The sequence below is a fragment of the Actinomadura graeca genome (assembly GCF_019175365.1).
In the GTDB taxonomy this organism is placed as follows: Bacteria; Actinomycetota; Actinomycetes; order Streptosporangiales; family Streptosporangiaceae; genus Spirillospora; species Spirillospora graeca.
On record NZ_CP059572.1, the window covers coordinates 3,349,624 to 3,370,877 of the forward strand.

17 protein-coding genes are annotated in these 21,254 nt (G+C 72.7%); 7 read left to right on the forward strand and 10 right to left on the reverse strand.

All coding sequences use genetic code 11. From position 1 onward, the window contains the following. Positions 1-781 precede the first annotated feature (781 nt). The 4 genes from AGRA3207_RS14725 to mtrA form a co-directional block, all read right to left on the reverse strand. Positions 782-1,537, reverse strand: coding sequence for a ComF family protein (locus tag AGRA3207_RS14725; RefSeq protein WP_231335194.1), 756 nt, complete (start codon positions 1,535-1,537; stop codon positions 782-784). A gap of 83 nt (positions 1,538-1,620) precedes the next feature. Beyond that, positions 1,621-3,408 (reverse strand): LpqB family beta-propeller domain-containing protein, encoded by a 1,788-nt coding sequence (locus tag AGRA3207_RS14730; protein ID WP_231335195.1) that lies wholly within the window; start codon positions 3,406-3,408, stop codon positions 1,621-1,623. After that, on the reverse strand, positions 3,405-5,039 hold the full coding sequence (mtrB, locus tag AGRA3207_RS14735; protein ID WP_231336293.1) for an MtrAB system histidine kinase MtrB: 1,635 nt from the start codon (positions 5,037-5,039) through the stop codon (positions 3,405-3,407). Before mtrB ends, AGRA3207_RS14730 begins: the two co-directional genes overlap by 4 nt. 127 nt (positions 5,040-5,166) lie before the next feature. Next, on the reverse strand, positions 5,167-5,844 hold the full coding sequence (gene mtrA, locus AGRA3207_RS14740) for an MtrAB system response regulator MtrA (protein WP_067453668.1): 678 nt from the start codon (positions 5,842-5,844) through the stop codon (positions 5,167-5,169). 528 nt (positions 5,845-6,372) lie between these two features. Here mtrA and AGRA3207_RS14745 point away from each other — a divergent pair. The 5 genes from AGRA3207_RS14745 (at position 6,373) to AGRA3207_RS14765 (ending at position 11,699) form a co-directional block, all read left to right on the forward strand. Beyond that, a complete protein-coding gene (locus tag AGRA3207_RS14745; RefSeq protein WP_231335196.1) occupies positions 6,373-7,410 on the forward strand; it encodes a hypothetical protein in 1,038 nt (345 codons plus the stop codon). Then, the gene (locus AGRA3207_RS14750) at positions 7,410-8,138 is read left to right on the forward strand and encodes a DUF4129 domain-containing protein (RefSeq protein ID WP_231335197.1); all 729 of its coding nucleotides are present in this window, start codon (positions 7,410-7,412) and stop codon (positions 8,136-8,138) included. The genes AGRA3207_RS14745 and AGRA3207_RS14750 overlap by 1 nt, the downstream gene beginning before the upstream one ends. Then, positions 8,132-9,355 (forward strand): DUF4350 domain-containing protein, encoded by a 1,224-nt coding sequence (locus AGRA3207_RS14755; RefSeq protein ID WP_231335198.1) that lies wholly within the window; start codon positions 8,132-8,134, stop codon positions 9,353-9,355. Before AGRA3207_RS14750 ends, AGRA3207_RS14755 begins: the two co-directional genes overlap by 7 nt. Before the next feature lie 83 nt (positions 9,356-9,438). Then, positions 9,439-10,407: an AAA family ATPase gene (locus AGRA3207_RS14760; protein ID WP_231336294.1), complete on the forward strand. Its 969-nt coding sequence runs from the start codon at positions 9,439-9,441 to the stop codon at positions 10,405-10,407. Further along, positions 10,407-11,699 carry a DUF58 domain-containing protein gene (locus tag AGRA3207_RS14765; protein WP_231335199.1) on the forward strand — a complete coding sequence of 431 codons (1,293 nt, stop codon included), beginning with the start codon at positions 10,407-10,409 and terminating at the stop codon, positions 11,697-11,699. Before AGRA3207_RS14760 ends, AGRA3207_RS14765 begins: the two co-directional genes overlap by 1 nt. A 4-nt stretch (positions 11,700-11,703) precedes the next feature. On the opposite strand, the gene AGRA3207_RS14770 is transcribed toward AGRA3207_RS14765, so the two are convergent. Further along, a complete protein-coding gene (locus AGRA3207_RS14770) occupies positions 11,704-12,699 on the reverse strand; it encodes a stage II sporulation protein M (protein WP_231335200.1) in 996 nt (331 codons plus the stop codon). Between the two features lie 71 nt (positions 12,700-12,770). Here AGRA3207_RS14770 and AGRA3207_RS14775 point away from each other — a divergent pair, with 71 nt between their 5' ends. Further along, positions 12,771-13,811 (forward strand): RDD family protein, encoded by a 1,041-nt coding sequence (locus AGRA3207_RS14775; protein WP_231335201.1) that lies wholly within the window; start codon positions 12,771-12,773, stop codon positions 13,809-13,811. Here the strand turns inward: AGRA3207_RS14775 and AGRA3207_RS14780 are convergent. Further along, positions 13,808-14,425, reverse strand: a complete 618-nt coding sequence (locus tag AGRA3207_RS14780) for a TetR/AcrR family transcriptional regulator (protein ID WP_231335202.1) — start codon at positions 14,423-14,425, stop codon at positions 13,808-13,810. The genes AGRA3207_RS14775 and AGRA3207_RS14780 overlap by 4 nt on opposite strands. A gap of 115 nt (positions 14,426-14,540) precedes the next feature. Here AGRA3207_RS14780 and AGRA3207_RS14785 point away from each other — a divergent pair, with 115 nt between their 5' ends. Beyond that, complete coding sequence (locus tag AGRA3207_RS14785) at positions 14,541-15,821, forward strand: amidohydrolase family protein (protein ID WP_231335203.1); 1,281 nt, start codon at positions 14,541-14,543, stop codon at positions 15,819-15,821. Between the two features lie 340 nt (positions 15,822-16,161). Here the strand turns inward: AGRA3207_RS14785 and AGRA3207_RS14790 are convergent, their stop codons facing one another. The 4 genes from AGRA3207_RS14790 to ahcY (AGRA3207_RS14805) all read right to left on the reverse strand — a co-directional run bounded on the left by AGRA3207_RS14790 (position 16,162) and on the right by ahcY (AGRA3207_RS14805) (position 21,232). Then, positions 16,162-17,400 carry a M14 family metallopeptidase gene (locus AGRA3207_RS14790; protein WP_231335204.1) on the reverse strand — a complete coding sequence of 413 codons (1,239 nt, stop codon included), beginning with the start codon at positions 17,398-17,400 and terminating at the stop codon, positions 16,162-16,164. 271 nt (positions 17,401-17,671) lie between these two features. Then, the gene (locus AGRA3207_RS14795) at positions 17,672-18,271 is read right to left on the reverse strand and encodes a hypothetical protein (protein WP_231335205.1); all 600 of its coding nucleotides are present in this window, start codon (positions 18,269-18,271) and stop codon (positions 17,672-17,674) included. A 25-nt stretch (positions 18,272-18,296) separates the two neighbouring features. Continuing rightward, entirely contained in the window at positions 18,297-19,553 is a 1,257-nt protein-coding gene (gene ahcY / locus AGRA3207_RS14800) for an adenosylhomocysteinase (protein WP_231335206.1), read from the reverse strand. A gap of 248 nt (positions 19,554-19,801) precedes the next feature. Continuing rightward, positions 19,802-21,232, reverse strand: a complete 1,431-nt coding sequence (gene ahcY / locus AGRA3207_RS14805; protein ID WP_231335207.1) for an adenosylhomocysteinase — start codon at positions 21,230-21,232, stop codon at positions 19,802-19,804. Between the last annotated feature and the right edge of the window lie 22 nt (positions 21,233-21,254).

Here is a 21,254-nt window from a genome sequence, read left to right on the forward strand (position 1 = left end):
CTACTGCCCTTCTCCCGGTTCGAAGGATGTCGGATCCCTCGATGAGGCAGGACTTACCTCTAAGGCGCACCGTGATCGGTCGACGAGAAGTCGCCTTACGTGGGCCGTTTCGCCTGCGCCTGGCATCGGCTAGCCGGACCGCCTTCCATGCTCCTGACGAGCACTGCGATCCGACGCAACCACGGACCCGGGCGGGTGCCATGTCAGGAACGCTAACCCCTTACGCCACGAATGTCAGGGGGGTCGGCTGAGGAAAAACTCACTGACCGTCATCGACGGACGCCCCGGCGACACCCCGTCCTCCTTTCTGGAGCCCGTCACATCTCGTGGATGGCCCTGTCCGCTGGGTGCACGCGCCACACTTGCCTGCAGGTCAGATCAACCTGACCGCTCGGTGAGTTTGGAACTATCTACTCCCTCCATGACACCGCGTGACATCCAATACCCCGCACAACCCCCCATGAGCGGGCAAGCCGGACAGTCGCCGATGACGTTCCGTCACTGATTTCCGCCTCACAACCCGCCCACGAAGAATGTCACCACTCCATCGCCCGACCACTCCCCACCGCTCCGCCGCCCCAGCAACCCCCGAGCCCCGTCCCGACCCCGCGACACCAACACCACGACGCCGCGCCACACCAACACCGCAAGGCGCCGAGCCGTGGCGCCGAGCCGTGGCGCCGAGCCGTGGCGCCGAGCCGTAGCGCCGTGGCATAGCGGTGCCGGGGCGGCTTGGTGCCTTTGTGTTGTGGTGTGGGATTTGATCCCTGGTTCTGTCTTGTTAGGGGGGTGGTCGGGGTCTGGCCTTCGGGGTCGCCGCCACGGTGGCTGCGCCTATTACCGTGGCTCCGGCGGCCTGGAGCGCTCTTGCGGCCTCGGCCAGCGTCGCGCCCGTGGTGATCACGTCGTCCACCGGCACCACACGGCGGCCTTCCAGGCCCGCTCGGGGGATGGTCTCCAACGCGCCCGCCAGGTTCGCCGCCCGCTCGGGTGCGGAGAGGCCCGCCTGGTCGCTCACACGCCGCGCGTGACGCAGCGCGTTCACCCGGACCGCGTTGACGCCGTCCGCGCGCAGCCGCCGCACCGCCACGTCGGCCAGCCCGCGCAGCGCGTCGTGGCCCCGGCGCCGAACGGCGGGCCGTTCCGATGGCACCCCTACGATCACGACCTCTTCCGTGGACGGGGGGCTGCGGGTCGCGGGTGATCCGGGAGCCAGGACGGCCCGGATCGCCCGTGCCAGGGCCTCGCCCAGCGGGCCCGCGAGAGGCATGCGCCCACGCTCCTTGTAGGCGGCCAGGATCGCGCGGACGGGGTCCTCGTAGGCCGCGATCGTCCAGGTGCCCGGAACCCCGCCCGCAACGGGCCTGAGACGGTCGGACTCAGGACAGGCGGGGTCGGGGTGCGTGGGGTCGGACGCGGGGCGGGCGGGGGCTCTGAGGGGAGCTGCGCAGCGGGGGCACAGCAGGCCGGGGGCCTTGCCGCAGCCTGCGCAGTGGTCGGGGAGGAGCAGTTCGATCAGGTCACCGAAGAGGTTCATGCCTTCGACGATCGCGCCCCGCCGGTACCGGCGCGACCCTCGGCGCGAATTGTGGATAACTTCGGGTCCGGCCGTCCGGGCGGTCAGTTCGGGTAGCCGGGGTCTCTGGCGGCGGTCGGGCAGATCCACTCGCTGAACGACTTGTCGGCCGCGCGCTGGCGGCAGATCTGGTCCTTGCCGTTGGAGCGGGTGCCGATGAGGACAGGCTCGCCGGGGGCCGCGGCGATGGTGCGGGGTTCGCCGAGCGCGCCCACGCCCAGGGACGTGATGGCGCTGCCGCTGACCGGCATGATGTACGGCAGGTACAGGGAGTCGCGCTTGGCGCGACCCAGGACCGCGAGGTTCCCGTAGTCGCGCCAGGCCAGGTCGATCGCGTCCTGGAGCTCGGAGCTGACGGGCAGGAACGAGCCCACGTCGAGGGAGCCGTCGCCCGCGTGGGCGATACGGCCGATCTGGACCTGGGGGCGGCCGTCGAGGCGCACGATGACCGCCGCGCGGACGCCGTCGCGGGCGACGCGGAAGGCCAGGACCTCGCGTCCGCCGAGGCCCCAGTGTGCTGCGAGGGCGGGTGGCCTCCCGCGTGGGCGCACCCAGAGCCAGGACTGGTCGGCCCTGCTCTCGACGGTCCAGAGGGTGCCGTCGACGCTCCAGGACGGGGCGGTGAAGCGGGCGCCGCGGTGGGCGGTCAGGAGGGTGCGGGCGGGGGGTGAGCCGGTGACGGGGGCGGCGGTGAGGACGCGGTCGCCCTTGGCGCTGAGCCCGGCGAGCTCCCGGTAGTCGGGGGCGACGGCGGGGTGGGAGAGGTGCCCGGCCGGGCCGGTCACGACCGGCTGGGCGTGGTCGCCGTCCAGGGCGGCGAGGAAGCCGGACGCGCCCGCGACGTAGGCGTTCTGGTGGGGCTGGCCGATGCGCTCCGGGCCGTCCGGGGAGTTGCCAGTCCAGCCGCTCACGGGCTGGACGGCGTTGCCGCCGTCGGGGGTGACGGTCTCGCCGTCGATCCGCAGCCGGAAGAACTGGATGCCGGAGAGCTGGCGGAGCGTCCAGGCGAGCTGCGCCGACATACGGTCCACTCCGGCTCCGGCGGCCTCGCTGGTGAGGTCGACGGTCGCGACGTCCTTCTCGACGCTGAGGCCGCGGAGCTTGGTCCCGGTGGGGAAGGCGCTCTCCACGGCGCCGTTCAGCCAGGACGTCGGGCCGGTCAGCAGGGCCTGGACGAGCCGGGCGGGGAGCGTCTCGCGGTTGACGACCGGCAGGAAGATGCCGTTGGGGACGAGGGAGTGCTGGTCGGGGGCGAAGAAGTAGAGGTTGACGGGGCGCATGGTGCGCTCGACGTCGTCCTTGGTGAGCAGCAGCCCGGACTTCTCCTCGCCGGGCAGGCTGGTGATCCGCCACTGGCCCTGCGGGGCTTTGGCCAGCTGGAAGGTCGCCTCGATGTCCTTGGGGGCGGCGGTGTACTGGCCGTCGGTGCTGATCGTCCCGAGCTGGTCGCCGGTCACCTTGACGGTCGCCTCCCCGGCGGACGCCCTGACCACGTGGGGCTCGGTGATGCGGCTCTGCATGACGGTCACGTAGGGGCGGAGGCCGGGTTTCCAGGAGTTCTGGACGTTGAGGTACTCCTTGGCGACCCGGTGGTCGTCGTCGAAGCCCGCCGAGGCGGCCAGGAAGCCCGACACGATCTGCTCGGGCCCCCATCCCGCACCCGGGCGGACGGGGATGAGGCGGACGTACGGGTCGTCCACACGCTCGGAGCGCTCGACGGGCCTGCCCGTCACGACCTGGCCGCCGCTGGGGACGCTCGCGCATCCGGAGACCCCCAGGGTGAGCGCGGCGGCGGCCGCGAGGGGGCGGAACCTGCCTGCACGCGCGGTCAATCGCCCGCCTCCAGCTCCGCGAAGAGGGGCCGCGCGTCGCCCGCCCCGGGCGGGACGAGCGGGAGCGGGGAGCCCCGGAGCTCGGTCCCCGCGACGCGGGGCAGCGACAGGCGGAACTGGGATCCGGCGCCGGGCTCGCCCCATGCCTGGAGCCAGCCGCCGTGCAGCTGCGCGTCCTCACGGGAGATGGACAGGCCCAGCCCGGTGCCGCCGGTGGTCCGCGCGCGCGCCGGGTCGGCACGCCAGAACCGGTCGAAGACCATCTGCCCCTCCCCCGGTTTGAGCCCGACGCCATGGTCGCGCACGGCGACGGCCACGGCGTCCCTGTCGGCGCCGACGGAGACGATGATGTCCTCGCCCTCGCCATGCTCGACGGCGTTGACGAGCAGGTTCCGCAGGATGCGCTCCACCCTGCGCCGGTCGACCTCCGCCATGCAGGGCTCACCCGGCAGTTGCAGGACGACCTTGCTGCCCTTGCGCTCGGCGAGGCCCTGGATGTCGCCCACGGCGCGCAGGACGAGGTCGCGCATGTCCAGGGACTCGGCGTCCAGGGTCGCGGCGCCCGCGTCGTGCCGGCTGATCTCCAGCAGGTCGGCCAGGAGCGACTCGAAGCGCTCCAGCTGGCTCTGCAGGAGCTCGGCGGACCGTCCGACGGCCGGGTCGTCGAAGGTGTCGCGGTTCTCGTAGAGCATGTCGGCCGCGATCCTGATGGTGGTCAGGGGCGTGCGGAGCTCGTGGGAGACGTCGGAGACGAACTGGCGCTGCACCTGCGACAGGTCCTCCAGCTCGCCGATCTTGTCCTGGAGGTTGACGGCCATCTCGTTGAAGGAGCGGGCGAGGCGCGCCAGGTCGTCCTCGCCGCGGACCCTCATGCGCTCTTCGAGGCGTCCGGCCGCGAGGCGCTGGGCCCCCTGGGCGGCCAGCCGGACCGGTATGACGACCTGGCGGGTGACCAGCGACGCGATGGCCGCCAGGAGCAGCACCAGGACGATCCCGACGCCCGCCATGGAACGCCCGACGTTGGTGAGGGTGTGCTGCTCCTCGTCCAGCGGGAAGAGGTAGTACAGCTCGAACTGGCCGGTCCTGCCGCCGACGATGAGGCCGCGTTCGGACGGCCGGCCGCCGACGTAGGAGAGCTTGCCGTAGGTGTAGGCGCGCGCGCCGGGCGGCGCGTGCTTCAGCTCCTCGCGGAGGCGCCGCGGGACGCTCTCCTCGCGCAGCTCGTTGGTGGCGTATCCGCCGGAGTACCGCTCGGTCGTGTCGCGGATGTAGACCTCGTACAGCCCGGACGGTCCGCTGCGCCCCTTCAGCCCGTCGACGGTGGCGCTCAGCCAGTTGCCGTTCTCGGCGGCCATGTTGCCGCGGCTGCTGCGCTGTACCTGCGCGAGCCCTTCGTCGAGCTGGAGGCGGGCCGCCTTGACCTTGCCGTCCATCAGCGCCGACGACACCTGCTGCATGAGGAACATGCCGAGGATCGCCACCACGATCGCCGAGATGAACAGCGTCGAGGTGACGATCCGGACCTGGATCGAGCGGCGCCAGCGCTGGTAGCCGCGCAGCGCCGTCCCGCGCACGAGGCGGCGGAGGGCGCGCAGCCCGCGCCGTCCGAGCCGCTTGGCCCGGGAGATCATCGCGCTCACGCCCGCCTCCGGCGGTCGGCGGCGGTGACGGCGGCGGGCGGCCTGCGTCGGGGCGGCGGCGGGTGGGGCAGGGTGGTCATGGGCGGGGCCGTTCGGGGGTCGCGAAGGGACCGGGCGCTCAGGCGGGACCGGCCTTGTAGCCGACACCGCGGACGGTGACGACGATCTCGGGACGCTCCGGATCCTTCTCGATCTTGGCGCGGAGCCGCTGCACGTGCACGTTCACCAGGCGCGTGTCGGCGGCGTGTCGGTAGCCCCAGACCTGTTCCAGCAGGACCTCGCGGGTGAACACCTGGCGCGGCTTGCGGGCCAGGGCCACGAGGAGGTCGAACTCCAGGGGGGTCAGGGGGATGTGCTTGTCGCCCCGCTTGACCGAGTGCCCGGCCACGTCGATCGTGATGTCGCCGATCTGGAGGGTCTCGGGGGCGGGTTCGTCGGTGCGCCGCAGGCGCGCGCGCACGCGCGCCACCAGCTCCTTCGGCTTGAACGGCTTGACGATGTAGTCGTCGGCGCCCGACTCGAGGCCGAGGACGACGTCGACGGTGTCGCTCTTGGCCGTCAGCATCACGATCGGGACGCCCGACTCGGCGCGGATCTGGCGGCACACGTCGATGCCGTCGGCTCCCGGCAGCATCAGGTCGAGCAGCACGAGATCCGGCCGGGTCTCCCGGAACGCCTCCAGCGCCTTGTCGCCGTCATGGACGAACGAGGGCTCGAAGCCCTCACCCCTCAGCACGATGCCGAGCATCTCGGCGAGCGCGAGATCGTCGTCGACGACCAGTACACGTCCTCTCATGGCCCTCATCGTCACAAAGTCGGGGTTCGGTGGAGTGGGGTGAGACGCTCCGGCCCCACCTCGCCAGGGAGAGATATGCCTTGGCGTGCAAGGTTACCCGCGTTTGCGTCGTCCATGGCTCCTCCCGGCGTCCGGCGCGACCCGCCCGGCCGGTGTCCGCACCCTGCGCGTACCCGGCCGGTGCCGCGCCGTCGCGGCGTCCGTGCCTCGTGCGTGCCTCGTCCGTGCCCCGTCTGGAACACGCCGTCGCCTTACGCGGCCCTCGTGTAAGCGCCGCATTGTAGAGGGGGACTCCCGAAACGGGCGCCGGGTTGACCGGGTTCGGCAGCATTCGTCTGCCGCCGGGGACCGTCGCGCCGCGGATCACCGCGGTTCACGGCCCGCGGGACCGGTGGCGGCGTCCGCGCCGGCCGGCCCGTGACAGGATGACCAGACCGGTGGCCGCGGCGAGGCCGGGGCCGCCGCCCGGGCACGCGCGCCGGAGCGGGCGAGCCGGGAGACCCCCGCCAGAGATCGCAGGGAGCCAAGATGCCGGGACCGGACGGCTGGGACGACGACGTGGACGGCGCCGTCCCGTTCCGCCCCATGTCCATCTCGGAGATGCTGGACGGCGCCATCGCCGGGATCCGCCGCCGCCCGCGCACGACGCTCGGCCTGTCGGTGGCCATCAGCACGGTCGTCCAGGTGGCGGGCTCGGTCACGGCGTACTACTTCGTCGGGAGGGACGCGCGGGGCGAGGTCACCCCCGGCGTGCTGCTGGACTCCATCGGCGCGCAGGTCACGCTCGGGCTGGCCGGGCTGATCCTGTCGGCGTACGGGATCCTGCTGATGGCGGGGATGACGGCGCCGATCCTGGGGCGCGAGCTGCTGGGGCTGCCGATCGCGCCGGGCCGCGCATGGCGGGACGTCCGGCCGCGGCTGGGGCGCCTGGCGGCCACCGCCGGGGTGGTCATGGTGGTGCCGCTGCTCGCGCTGGTCCTCCCGGCCGTGCCGTTCTTCCTGCTGCTGGCGGTGGACGCGCATCCGGCGCTGGGCGTGCTCGCGGGGATGGCGGGCCTTCCCGTCGGGGTCGGGCTGATGGTGTGGCTGTACGTCCTGCTCGTCCAGGCCGTCCCGGCGGTGGTGCTGGAGCGGCAGACCGTGACCGGCGCGCTGGGCCGGGCCAGGACGCTGTCCAAGGGCCGCTGGCTGCGCACGTGCGGCACGCTCCTGCTCGCGCTGGTCGTGACGGTGTTCATGGGGTTCTTCGCCCTGCGGATCCCGTTCCTGATCGTCCAGCTGCTGTTCTTCGGCACCGAGCCGGAGGGCGGCGCGGCCGTGGCGGCGCTCGCCGTCGACACGCTCGGGCGGATCGTGAGCTGGTCGATCGTCCTGCCGTTCGACGCCGGGGTGATCATCCTCCTGTACATGGACCGGCGGATGCGCCGCGAGGGCTTCGACCTGGACCTGCGCACCCGGGGACGCTCCGCCGCGGCGATGGCGGGCGACGGGGAGGGCGAGGGCTTCATCGACCTGTGGCGGTACGGCCGGACGGCCGCGCGGCCGGGGACGGGGGCGAATCCGTGATGTTCGATCCGGTCGGACGCGACGAGGCCCGTGAGCTGGCCCGCCGCGAGCTGGAGAAGCAGATCTACCAGCGGGACAGGCCGTCCTGGCTGGAGCGGGCCTGGGAGCGGTTCACCGGGTGGCTGAACGAGCTGTTCAACCGCGCGGCCTCGCCGAACGCGCAGGGCGACGGCAGCGGCTGGATGTCGGTCGCGGTGATCGTCCTGATCGTGGTGGTGGCGGTCGCGCTCGTCGTGTGGCTGATGTGGGGGCGCCGCAACCTGCGCTCCCGGGAGGACGCGCTGCTGGAGGACGAGCCGTCCACCGCGCTCGACCACCGGTCCGCGGCGGAGGAGCACGCGGCGGCGGGGCGGTGGGCCGAGGCGATCCGGGAGCGGCTGCGCGCCATCGCCCGCGACCTGGAGGAGCGGGCGGTGCTCGCGCCGCGCCCCGGCCGCACCGCCGACGAGCTGGCGGCGGAGGCGGGCGAGGCGGTGCCGCAGCTCGCGGACGAGCTGCGCGCGGGCGTGCGGACGTTCGACGACGTCTGGTACGGCGACCGGCCCGGCACCCCGGACGGGTACGCGCGTCTCAAGGACCTGGACGAGCGGCTGCGGGAGGCGCGGCCCAAGCCGCTGGAGCCCGACTCCCTCGTCCCCGCGGGCGCACCCGGAGCCGACGCGCCCGACGGCGCGGAGACAGGCACGGCGACCGGCGCAGCGGACGAGGACGGGGGCCCGCGATGGTGACGCAGTCCCCGCCCCGGGGCGCCGGGACGGGCGCGGGCCCGGCGGAGACGTCCGCGCGTCAGGTCGCGGGACGACGCTGGCGGTCGGCGCGCGGCATCGTCGCCGTGCTCCTCGCGATGGTCCTGATCGCGGTGGTGCTGGCCGCGCTGCGCCCCTCGGGCACCCCCGACGAACTCGACCCGGCGTCGCCGAAACGCGACGGCGCCCGCGCGCTCGCCGAGATCCTCAGGCGGCACGGGACACCGGTGACCGTGTCCCGGCAGCCGGACCGGGCCGCCGCCGCGTCCGTGCCGGGCACCGTCCTGGTGGTGACCCGCGGCGAGCGGCTCACCACGGCCGACCTCGACCGCCTCCGCGCCACGCAGGGCGACCTGCTGCTCGTCGCCCCCGGACGCGACGTCATGCGGGCCCTCGCCCCGGGCGTGCGCCCGGACGGGCCGAACTTCGAGGAGAGCGCCGAGCCCGGCTGCACGCTGGGGGCCGCGACGCTCGCCGGGCGCGTCACGTTCGGCGACTCGCAGACCTACGAGGCCCCGGCGGGCGGGGTCGGCTGCTACCGGACGGGCGGCGGAGGCGACGCGGGCGCGCCGGCCCGGCTCGTCCAGATCCCGTCGGGCGGCCGCACCGTCACGGTGCTCGGATCGTCCCGCTTCCTCACCAACGCGCATCTCGCCGAGGACGGCAACGCGGCGCTGGCGATGAACCTCGCCGGGGCGCGCTCCGGCGTCGTCTGGCTGATCCCCGGCAAGCCCGCGGCCGGCTCCGACGCCGGAGAGGACTCCCTCTCCGACCTGGTGCCGTTCGGGGTCTGGCTGTTCTTCCTCGAACTGGTGGTCGCGGTGCTGCTGGTGGCGGCGTGGCGGGCGCGGCGGCTCGGCCCGGTCGTGTCCGAGGCGCTGCCGGTCGCCGTCCGCTCCGCCGAGACGGTGGAGGGACGCGCCCGGCTCTACCGCGCGCGCCGCGCCCGCGACCGGGCCTCCGACGCGCTGCGCTCCGGGGCGCGCGAGCGGATCGTCCCCCTCCTCGGCCTGCCGCGCGGCAGCGCGCAGGACCCGGCCGCCGCGCAGGAGATCGTCGCCGCCGTCGCCCTCCGCACGACCTACGAGGAGGCGTACGTCGGCGCCGCCCTGTACGGTCCTGAACCCGCGGACGACGCCGGGCTGATCGCCCTCAGCGGCGTCCTCGACGACCTGGAAAGGCAGGTACGCCAGTCGTGAACCACCCTGTTGACCTCGGGAAGGACGACGGGCCCGGCATGGGCTCCGGCGCCCCCGTCGACACGCCGCCGGGGGCCGGGCGGATGCCCGAGGAGGTCCGGCGGCAGTCCGAGACCGCCCGCGCGGCGCTCACCGCGCTGCGCAAGGAGGTGGCCAAGACGGTCGTCGGGCAGGACTCCGTGGTGACGGGCCTCGTCATCGCGCTGCTCTGCCGCGGTCACGTGCTGCTGGAGGGCGTCCCGGGCACCGCCAAGACGCTGCTCATCAAGACGCTCTCGCGCGCCCTCGACCTGGACTTCAAGCGCGTCCAGTTCACCCCCGACCTGATGCCCGGTGACGTGACCGGGTCGCTGGTGTACGACAACCGCACCGCGGAGTTCGAGTTCCGCGAGGGGCCGGTCTTCACCAACCTCCTGCTCGCCGACGAGATCAACCGGACCCCGCCGAAGACCCAGGCGTCCCTGCTGGAGGCCATGGAGGAGCGGCAGGTGTCCGTCGAGGGGACGGCGCGTCCGCTGCCCGACCCGTTCGTGGTGTGCGCGACGCAGAACCCCATCGAGTACGAGGGCACCTACCCCCTGCCCGAGGCGCAGCTCGACCGGTTCCTGGTGAAGCTGACCGTGCCCGTCCCCACCCGGGACGAGGAGATCGCCATGCTCCAGCGGCACGCCGCCGGGTTCGACCCGCGCGACCTGTCGGACGTGCGGCCCGTGGCGGGCGCCGACGAGCTGGCCGCCGGGCGCGCCGCGGTCCGCGCCGTCCACCTGGACCCGAAGGTCGCCGCCTACGTCGTGGACCTGTGCCGCGCCACCCGCCAGTCCCCGTCGCTCCAGCTCGGGGTGTCCCCGCGTGGCGCGACGGCGCTGCTGGCGACCTCCCGCGCGTGGGCGTGGCTGTCCGGACGCGACTACGTGACGCCCGACGACGTGAAGGCGCTGGCCCGGCCGACGCTCCGCCACCGCGTGCAGCTGCGTCCCGAGGCCGAGCTGGAGGGCGCCACCGCGGACGGCGTGCTGGAGGGCATCCTCGCCCACGTCCCCGCGCCGCGCTGATGGCCCTGACCGGACGCCTGGGGCTGCTGGCGCTGCTCGCCGCGCCCGTCCCGCTGCTGGCGCCGAGCTGGTGGGCGCTGCTCGCGGTGTGGGGCGCGCTGCTGCTCGGCGTCGCCGCCGACCTCGCCCTCGCGGGCAACGTGCGGGGGCTGCGCTTCCACCGGTCGGGCGCCACGAGCGTCCGGCTCGGCGAGACGGCGCGGGTCACGCTGGTGGTCGAGAACCTCGGCAGGCGCCGCCTGAAGGCCCGCCTCCGCGACGTGTGGCCGCCGAGCGCCGGCGCGACGCCCCGCACCGTCAAGGTGGACGTGCCCGCCGGTGAGCGCCGCCGCGTGGAGATGGCGCTCACCCCCACGCGGCGCGGCGACCGGCGCGCCGTCACCGTCGTCGTGCGGTCGGTGGGACCGCTCGGGCTCGCGGCACGGCAGCTGTCGCGTCCCGCGCCGTGGACGGTCCGGGCGCTCCCGGCGTTCCCGTCCCGCCGCCACCTGCCCGCCAAGCTCGCGCGGCTGCGGGAGCTGACCGGCGCGCACGTCGCGCTGATCCGCGGTCAGGGCACCGAGTTCGACTCGCTGCGCGAGTACGTGGACGGCGACGACGTCCGGTCCATCGACTGGCGGGCCACCGCCCGGCGCGGCGACGTGGTCGTGCGGACGTGGCGTCCCGAACGCGACCGCCGCATCTACCTGGTGCTCGACACCGGCCGGACGTCCGCGGGCCGCGTCGGCGACATCCCGCGCCTGGACTGCTCGATGGACGCGGCGCTGCTGCTCGGCGCCCTCGCGTCCCGCGCGGGCGACCGCGTCGACCTGCTCGCCTACGACCGGCGCGTCCGCACCCGCGTCGAGGGCGCCTCCCGCACCGACCTGCTGCCCGCGATGGTGCACGCGATGGCGCCCCTGGAACCCGAGCTGCTCGAATGCGACGCGGCGGGCATGGTGTCGACGCTGATGGCGCGCGTCCGGCAGCGCTGCCTGGTCGTCCTGCTGACGGAGCTGAACGCCGCCGCGATCGAGGAGGGCCTGCTGCCGCTGCTGCCGCAGCTCACCGCACGGCACCTCGTCATGATCGCCGCCGTGTCGGACCCGAGGATCACCGAGATGGCGGCCGGCCGCGGCGACCTCGCCGCGGTCTACGACGCGTCCGCCGCCGAGCGCGCCCGCGCCGACCGCCGCCGCCTCACCGCCGAACTGCGCGCCCACGGCGTCGAGGTGGTCGACGCACCCCCCAAGGAGATAGCCCCCGCCCTAGCCGACGCCTACCTAGCCCTGAAGGCCGCGGGAAGGTTGTAGTTGCCTAGCCTGCTGTGGGGGCGAGGTCGGGGCGTAGGTCGGCGTCGCCGGTTTCGCCGCGGCTTGTCGCCCGGCGGCCCAGGACGATCACGTAGGCGAGGAACGCCGCCTCGGCGACGACGCCGATGCCGACGCGGAGCCATGTCACGTGGACCCAGCCCGTCACGAAGCCCTCGATGAGGCCGGACACCAGCAGCACGCCGACCAGGCCGATCGCGACGCTGACCGTCGACCGTCCCTCCTCGGCGAGGGCCTGGCCGCGGGTGCGGCGGCCGGGGTCGACGACCGTCCAGCCCATCTTGAGGCCGCCCGCGCAGGCCAGGTACACGGCGGTCAGCTCCAGCAGGCCGTGCGGCAGGATCAGCCCGAAGAAGATCGATCCCTTCCCGGACGCGAACATCAGGCCGCCGACCACGCCGAGGTTGATCTGGTTCATCAGCAGGACGAACACGGTGGGGATGCCGAGCAGGATCCCGAAGATCAGCGCGACCGCCGACACCCACGCGTTGTTGATCCACACCTGGAACGCGAACGACGAGGCCGAGTGCTCGGTGTAGTAGTTCGCGAAGTCGTGGTCGACCAGCTCGCGGATCTCCTCCGGCGTCGCGATGGTCGCCTGCACCTCCGGGCTGTGCACGATCCAGATCGCGAGGGCCAGCGCCAGCAGGTTGCCGAGGACGGCGTTGCCGAGCCACCACCAGCGCATCCGGTAAGCGGCCGCGGGGAACGACACCGTCGCGAAGCGCGACACGTCCCGCCAGAGCGGTGCCTGCGCGCCGGCGACCGCGGCCCTGCCGCGCGCCACGAGGGACGACAGGCGGCCCACCAGCTGCGGGTCAGGGGAGCTCGACCGCACCACCGACAGGTGGGTGGCGGTGCGCTGGTACAGCTCGACCAGCTCGTCGATCTCCGTGCCGGACAGCCTCCGGCCGCGGTTGATCAGCCGTTCGAGGCGCTGCCAGTCGGCGTTGTGCGCGGCCACATAGGCGTCGACGTCCACCCGGGGAGACTAACGCCTCGGTCCGCCGAACCGGCAAAATGGACCCGCCCCCGGCATTGGAGGAACAGGACATGGCCGAACTCGTCACCGGCGAGGCCGTCGCGCTCGACATCAGGGTCGCGCGGCTGGCCAGCCGTGGCTGCGCCGTGCTGCTGGACCTGATGATCCAGCTGGTGATCCTCTACGGGGCCGTCATGGTCGCGTCCATGACCTCGCTCGTCGCGGACGAGGCGTGGGCGGCGGGCCTGACGCTGCTGGCGATGGTGGCGGTCATCGTCGGCTACCCGTGCGCGTTCGAGACGCTGACGCGGGGGCGGACGCTGGGGAAGATGGCGGCCGGGCTGCGGGTGGTCGCCGACGACGGGGGCCCGGTCCGGTTCCGGCAGGCGCTCGTGCGGGCGCTCGCCGGGTTCATCGAGTTCTGGACGCTCTACAGCGCGCCCGCCCTCATCGCGTCGCTGTGCAGCAAGCGCGGCAAGCGGCTCGGCGACATGTTCGCCGGGACGATCGTCATCCAGGAGCGGGTGCCGACCTCGGTGTTCGGGCCGGTCGCGGTGATGCCGCCGCAGCTCGCCGGATGGGCGCGGACGCTGGAGCTGTCGATGCTCTCGGACGAGCTGGCGATGACCGCGCGCCAGTACCTGTCCCGTTTCTGGGAGCTGCTGCCGGACGTCCGCGACTCGCTGGGCCAGCGCATCAGCGACCAGGTCGCCGCGGTCGTGAGCCCGCCCCCGCCGCCGGGCGTCCGCCCGGAGATCCTGCTGTCGGCGATCCTCGCCGAGCGCCGGCACCGCGAGGAGTGGCGTCTCGCCCGGCGCCGCGACGCCCGGCTCCGCCGCCTCGGCCGGGCCGGCTGGACGGCGCCGCAGCCGGGTCCCGCGCCCGCCATGGCGATGGCCGGGGCGCCCCCGGTCCCCCCGGCCCGGCAGGGACCGCCTGCCCCTCCCCCGTTCAGCCCGCCGAAGCCGGGGCAGCCCCAGTTCCTGCCTCCGCAGAACTACGGCGCGGGGCCCTACCAGGGTGTCCTCCCCCCGGCCCTGCCTGCGGGCGGCCCGTACCGGACCGGCCAATATCCGAAGGGGCAGTACCCCTCGGGTCCTTATCCGGGCTAGTCGGCGGTGTAGGAGCGGAGTTCGTCCAGCATCGCGGTGACGATCTCGCTGAGGCGGACGGCGATCTCCTCGGGGGTGAGGCCGTCGCGGATGAGGGGGCCGGATTCCTCGATGACCGTCTGGGAGATCCACGCCAGCGTCATGCCCCGCAGCCGCGCGATCGCGGGGGGCGGGGCCGGGTCGGTGGTCTCGGTGATCACCGCGGCGAGGGCGCCGGCGAGGCGGTCGGTGCTCTGCAGGACCAGGCGGTGGACCTCGGGGCTGTGCAGCGCCAGGTGGCCGATCGTGCCTCTGAGCTCGTCGGAGCCCATCGACCGGACGTGCCCGGCCAGCGCGAGGGCCTCCGGCCGGAGGGCCTCGGCGGGCGCGGTGCCCGGGGCACGGTCGCGGACCGCGGCGGCGAACCGGGCGCGCACCTCCTCGAACCGGTCGAGGACCAGGTCCTGCTTGACCGGGAAGTGGTTGTAGACGGTCTGCTCGGACACCTCGGCGGCGCGCGCGATCTCGACGACGGCGGTGTTCTCGTAGCCGCGTTCCGCGAACAGCCGTGCGGCGGCGGCGGCGATGTGCGCGCGGGTCCGTGCCCGCTTCAGCTCGCGTAGGCCCGGGGTCACGTTCCCCACGCTAGCGCAGAGGCTGGGGTGGGCACAAAACTTAGGGTACGCTCTAAAATTAGAGTCCACTACTTCGATGAACTCCCCGCGCCGTCCTCACAGAAGGAGACCCCTGGTGTCCACACTGTTCCGCGTAGCGCACGTTCTCTCCATGGACCCGGACATCGGCGACTTCTCGCCGGGAGAGGTGCTGGTCGAAGGGGACCGCATCACCGCCGTGGGGACGGCCCTCGACGCGCCGCCCGGGACGGAGCGGGTCGACGTCCCGGCCGGGATCCTCGTCCCGGGGTTCGTGGACACCCACCGCCACATGTGGGAGGCGCTGCTCCGCGGGGGCGCGCCGCACCACACCCTGGACGACTACATGTCCGACGTGCTGGGACGGTTCGGTCCCGTGCTGGGCCCGCACGACCTTCACCTGGGCACGCTGCTCAGCGCCCGCGCGGCGCTGACGTCGGGGATCACCACCGTCCAGGACATCTCCAACATCCAGGACAGCCCGGACGCCACCGACGCGGTGGTCGCCGCACACCGCGCGTCCGGCCTGCGGACCGTGTTCGCCTACGGCAAGAGCTTCCCCGCCATGATGCGGGACGGCTTCGGGCTGCCGGGCGACCTGCGGCGCGTCCGCGCGGAACTCCTGCCCGATCCGGGTGGCCTGGTCACGATGGCCGTCGTCGTCGAGGGGGGCGACGACGACGTCGAGCGCCGCAACGCCGCCGTCGCACGCGACCTCGGCCTGCGCGTCGCCCGGCATTTCTCGGCCGGCAAGTCGGCCGTCCGGCTGCGCGACATCGGCGCGCTCGTCCCCGGCACCGTCTTCATCCACGCCAACGACGTGGACGACGCGGAGCTGGCGGTCATCGCCGAGTCCGGCGGCAGCGTCTCCGTCTCGCCCGCGGTGGAGCTGATGATGGGCCACGGCTACCCGATGATGAAGGCCCGCCACCGGGTGCCGATCAGCCTCAGCACGGACGTCGAGGTCACGGTGCCCGCCGACATGTTCACCCAGATGCGGGCGGCCTACCAGGCGGGGCGGCACGCCAAGCATGCCGGGTGGGACGAGGCGGCGCCGTCGGTGCGGGACGTGCTGCACCTGGCGACCCTCGCGGGGGCCCGCGCGCTCGGCCTCGACGGCCGCACCGGCTCGCTGACCCCGGGCAAGCGGGCCGACCTGCTCCTGCTGCGGGCGGGACGTCCCGACGTCGCACCCGTCCTGGACCCTTACAGCACGGTCGTGCTCCAGATGGACCGGGCGCACGTCGACACCGTGCTCGTCGACGGCCGGACGATGGTCCGGGACGGCCGTCCGCTCACCGACGACACCTCGCTGCTCGACCAGGCCCGGGCGGTGTCGCGGCAACTCGCCCCGCTTCTCGCGGGACGTGGCCGCTGACCCGTGCGATCGGCGCCGGGCCGTCCGGGGTCAGGGGCAGCGCCAAGGGCAGTGACGCCCCACCCCTGTCCGTCCTTCACCGGGCCCGTTCCTGCCGGCGGGCCGCCGTGGAGGCGGCCACAACTCCGTCCTACACCAGCGGATACCTGACACTCGGCTGGAGAAGGGGCGCGGGAGCGCCCGGTCCCACCGGAGTCCGGTTCCCTGCCTCTGCCTGCCGTGGCACATCCGCGATCACCTCCACCGGCCTCGACACCATGGACCGTCCAAGCCCTGAACGACCCCCGAACCGGCTCTAGGCCGGTTCAGGGGCCGACGGGGCCGCGCGGCAGGCGTCCGGTCAGGCCGCGCAGTACTGGCCCTCCTTGCCGATGGCCCGGTACGGGCAGTCGGCATAGGCGGTCAGGCGGAGCAGGGCCTCGCGGCTCCGCTGCACCTGGGTCTCGATGGCCGACGGGGGCGGGTAGAAGCTGCCACCGCCCAGTTCGAACGTGTAGGAGAAGATGCGCTGGTCACCCCACGTCCAGTCGTCGGTCGTGCCATCGGTGATGTACAGGTCGCTGGACTGCTCGGGCGTGAAGCCCTGCGTCTGCGCCATCTCACGGCCGATGGTGCGGTGGGCGTTCTCGTCGTCCACGTCCATCGACCCGGGGACGGTGTTGTTCATGGTGTAGCCGAACGGCCAGAGCACCAGCTCCGCGACCGAGTGGATGTCCAGGAACATCTTGATCTGCTGCTTGCCGCCGACCCTGCGGCTCCGCACGTAGTTGGCGAGGACCTTCGTCTCGGTGGCCGACTCGGGGCCCGTGCCGCGGTAGGTCTCGCTCGACGTGCTGGAGGACGACCCGTTGCAGCAGCCCCACTTGTAGGCGAAGTTGCGGTTCAGGTCGGTGCCCGGGCCCTCCCGGTTCTTGCGCCACATGCGGCCGGCCTGGGTGTCGCTGGTCATGTCGTAGACCTGGCCGTCGGGGTTCACCATCGGCATGATGGTGATCTCCCGGTTGTCCACCAGGTCGGTGATCCGCTTGTCGGACCCGTAGCCCTTGGTGAGCTGGCCGATGAAGTCCAGCGCCTGCTCGGCGGTGAGCCGCTCGCGGGCGTGGATGTTGGCGATGATCATGACTTCGGGCTCGTTCTCGTCCGTCGCCACGTTGTCACTGATCTTGAGGCCGATGATGTCGCGGCCCTGGCCGGACTTGCCCACGACGAACTTCCGCGTGATCTGCGGGAAGGCGGCGGCGACCTGGTCGACCTCCGCCTGCATCTCGGCGTAGGTGTGGTACGAGGCCGCCGAGGCGGTCGGCGGGGTCACGGGCTTGGGCAGCGGCGCGCTCACCTTGAAGCCGAGCTTCTTGATCGCTTCGACCTCGGACGGGATCGCGCTGATCTCGACGCCGTCGGCGCGGAGGATGTCGATCGCCGCGCCGGTCTGCGCGACCTGGGTGCGCTGGAGGGTCGTGGTGGCGCCTGTGACCTTGTACTGCTGGGACGTGACGGGGCTGGGCGCGGACGCGCCGGCGGTGCCGGGCACGGTCGCCGTGAGGGCTCCCGCGGCGAGCACCGCGAGAAGGGAGCGCACTCTGCTGGTAATAACCATTTGACGGGTAACCTGCCATTCGGATGTGCGTGCTGGGGCACGCGGCGGGGGGCTCCTCAGGAGGGTCACGAACGCATGCGGTGTCGCCACAATGACCGGTGCGGCTCCGCTTTACAATGGGTGCCATTTCAGACTGCCACGCTGCGTGAAAATCACAAAAGCCCAGGTCAGCGCTGTCATATTGGGCGAACTTCCAGACCCAATCAAACGCGATGTGAAATTTCAGGCTTGCCCGACCGGCGAAAAACCGGCGTCAGCCCGGCAGGTTGGGCGGCGAATCCAACTCGGCCAGCTCTATTCCCGGCCCGGCGAGCAGGACGTCACCGGCCACATGGACGGCTGTGACTTCACCCGTGGCGAGATCGGCGATTTCGTATTGCGCCACGGGGAGTGGCGCGATATCGGTTTCGTGGGCCGCCGTCGCGGCCAGCCGCCAGCGCGCGGTGACGGTCAGCGCCGCGAGCGCCGTCCCGGCCAGCTGGACGAGCCGGAGGTCGGCCCCGGCCTCCGCGTCCGGGCCGAGGGAGCGCGCCGTCGCGATGAGGAAGGCCGGCGAGTCCGCGAGGAACCCGGACGCCTTCGCGGTGTGCCCGGCCCGCTCGCCCTGCCCGGCGGCGCCCTCCCCTGCGGCGCCGCGCACCCAGGCGACCTCGGGACCCGTCACCCCGCCCCTGACCCACCAGGACGGTGTGACGATCTCGACGCGGATGTGCCGCCAGCGCGAGTCCACGACGAGGTCCGTCCGGACGCCGTCGGAGCGCCGGGAGGTGTAGCGCCAGCCGCCGGGACCCGGCGCGCACTGGAAGCGCTCCTCAAGGCCCTCGTCGAGATGGACGTAGGTTCCGGTCGGCATGGGCGGAACGTATCGCGGCGGGCCCTCAGGACCCGAGGCGCCACGAGTGGAGGTAGTCCTCCTGCTCGGCGGTGAGGAGGTCGATGGAGATCTCCATCGAGTCCAGCTTCAGCCGCGCGACCTCCGTGTCGATCTCCTTCGGCACGTCGTGCACGGCCGCGGGCAGCGTCTCGTGGGCGCCCGCCAGCCACGCGCACGTCAGTGCCTGGTCGGCGAAGGACATGTCCATGACCGCGGCCGGGTGCCCCTCGGCGGCGGCGAGGTTGACCAGACGGCCCTCGGCGAGCAGGACGAGCCGCCGTCCGTCCGCCAGCACGTACTCGTCGGCCTGCGGGCGGACTCCGTGGTGGACCTCCACCGCCAGGTCGTCCAGCGCCCGCACGTCGATCTCCACGTCGAAGTGCCCGGAGTTGGCGAGGATCGCGCCGTCCTTCATCGCGGCAAGGTGCCCGGCGTTCACCACGTCGCGGTTCCCGGTGACGGTGATGAACACGTCGCCGTGGGGCGCCGCCTCCGACATGGGCTGGACGGCGAACCCCTGCAGCACCGCGTCCAGCGCCTTGACCGGGTCGATCTCCGTGATCACCACCCGGGCCCCGAGCCCCCGCGCCCGCTCGGCGAGGCCGCGCCCGCAGTAGCCGAACCCCGCGATCACGATGGTCTTGCCCGCGAGGAGGGTGTTGGTGGCGCGGACGATGCCGTCCAGGGTCGACTGCCCGGTCCCGTACCGGTTGTCGAACATGTGCTTGGTGTCGGTGTCGTTCACCGCGACCATGGGGAACCGCAGGGCGCCCTCCTTGGCCATCTGGTGCAGCCGGATGACACCGGTCGTCGTCTGCTCGCACCCCGCCTTGACGGTGGGGAGCAGGTCGGTCCGGTCGCTGTGCAGGGTGTTGACCAGGTCGCAGCCGTCGTCCAGCACCAGGTCGGGCCCGGTCTCCAGCACCTGGTGGATGTGCGCGTAGTAGCCCTCACGGTCGGTGCCCGCGCGCGCGAACACCTCCACGCCGTCCTCCCCGACGAGCGCGGCGGCGACGTCGTCCTGCGTGGAGAGCGGGTTGGACGCGGCGAGCGCGACGTACGCGCCCCCGGCCTGAAGCGTGCGGATCAGGCACGCCGTCTCGGTGGTGACGTGCATGCACGCCGCGACGCGCCACCCGTCCAGCGGCCGCTCCGCGGCGAAACGCTCCCGGATCTGCCGCAGCACGGGCATGCTCCGGTCCGCCCACTCGACCCGCCGGCCCCCCTGGTAGGCAAGCGAGACGTCCGAGATATCGCTCATCAACGTCCCATCACATGGAAAAAGCCACCGGACGGGCAGGTTACCGCCCGTCCGGCAGCACGACGACCTCAGCCACCACCTCAACCCACGACGACCGAAGCACCGCGATCGCGTCCGAAGGCAGGTTCGAGCGAAGCGAGAACCTGATCGCGGAGCGAGCCGCCAAGGCGAGTCCGGAGCGATGCAGCGATCGCCGCAGTTCCCGTGGAAGGAAGGCGCGCCAGCGCCTGACGCCGAGGGAATTGCAATCAATACCGATAGTGGTCGGGCTTGTAGGGGCCTTCGACGTGGACGCCGATGTAGGCGGCCTGCTCCTTGGTCAGCTCGGTGAGCTTGACGCCGAGGGCGGAGAGGTGGAGGCGCGCGACCTTCTCGTCCAGGTGCTTGGGCAGGACGTACACGCCGACCGGGTATTCCTCGGTCTTGGTGAACAGCTCGATCTGCGCGATGACCTGGTTGGTGAAGGAGTTGGACATGACGAACGAGGGGTGGCCGGTGGCGCAGCCGAGGTTCATCAGGCGGCCTTCGGCGAGGACGATGATGGAGTGGCCGTCGGGGAAGCGCCACTCGGCGACCTGCGGCTTGATCTCGATCTTCTCGATGCCGTCGACCTTGGCGAGCCCGGCCATGTCGATCTCGTTGTCGAAGTGCCCGATGTTGGACACGATCGCCTGGTGCTTCATCCGGCTCATGTGGTCGGCCGTGATGATGTTGAAGTTGCCGGTGGTGGTGACGAAGATGTCGGCGGCGCCGACGATGTCGTCGAGGGTGGTGACCTGGAAGCCGTCCATGGCGGCCTGGAGCGCGCAGATGGGGTCGATCTCGGTGACGACCACGCGGGCGCCCTGGCCCTTGAGGGCCTCGGCGCAGCCCTTGCCGACGTCGCCGTAGCCGCAGACGACGGCGACCTTGCCGCCGATCAGCACGTCGGTGGCGCGGTTGAGGCCGTCGATGACCGAGTGGCGGCAGCCGTACTTGTTGTCGAACTTGGACTTGGTCACCGAGTCGTTGACGTTGATCGCCGGGAAGGCGAGCGTGCCGGCCTTGTGCATCTCGTAGAGCCGGTGGACGCCGGTGGTGGTCTCCTCGGTGACGCCCTTGACCGCGGCGGCGGTCTCGGTCCAGCGGCCGGGACGCTCGTCGATGGTCCGGCGGAGGGTGTCGAGGATGATGCCCCACTCCTCCGGGTCGTCCGCGGTGGCGGTGGGGACGGCGCCGGCCTTCTCGTACTCGGCGCCCTTGTGGACGAGGAGGGTCGCGTCGCCGCCGTCGTCCAGGATCATGTTCGGGGCGCCGCCGTCCGGCCACCGGAGGGCCTGGTCGGTGCACCACCAGTACTCGTCGAGCGTCTCGCCCTTCCAGGCGAACACGGGCACGCCCTGGGGGTCCTCGGCGGTGCCGGTCCGGCCGACGACGACCGCGGCGGCGGCGTGGTCCTGGGTGGAGAAGATGTTGCAGGACACCCAGCGGACGTCGGCGCCGAGGTCCACCAGCGTCTCGATCAGCACGGCGGTCTGGATCGTCATGTGCAGCGAGCCCATGATCCTCGCGCCGCGCAGCGGCTTGGCGGCGGAGTACTCCTCGCGCACCGCCATCAGGCCGGGCATCTCGTGCTCGGCGAGCCGGATCTCCCGGCGCCCGAAGTCGGCCAGCGAAAGGTCGGCGACCTTGTAGTCCATGCGTTCGTACTCCTCGGTGTGT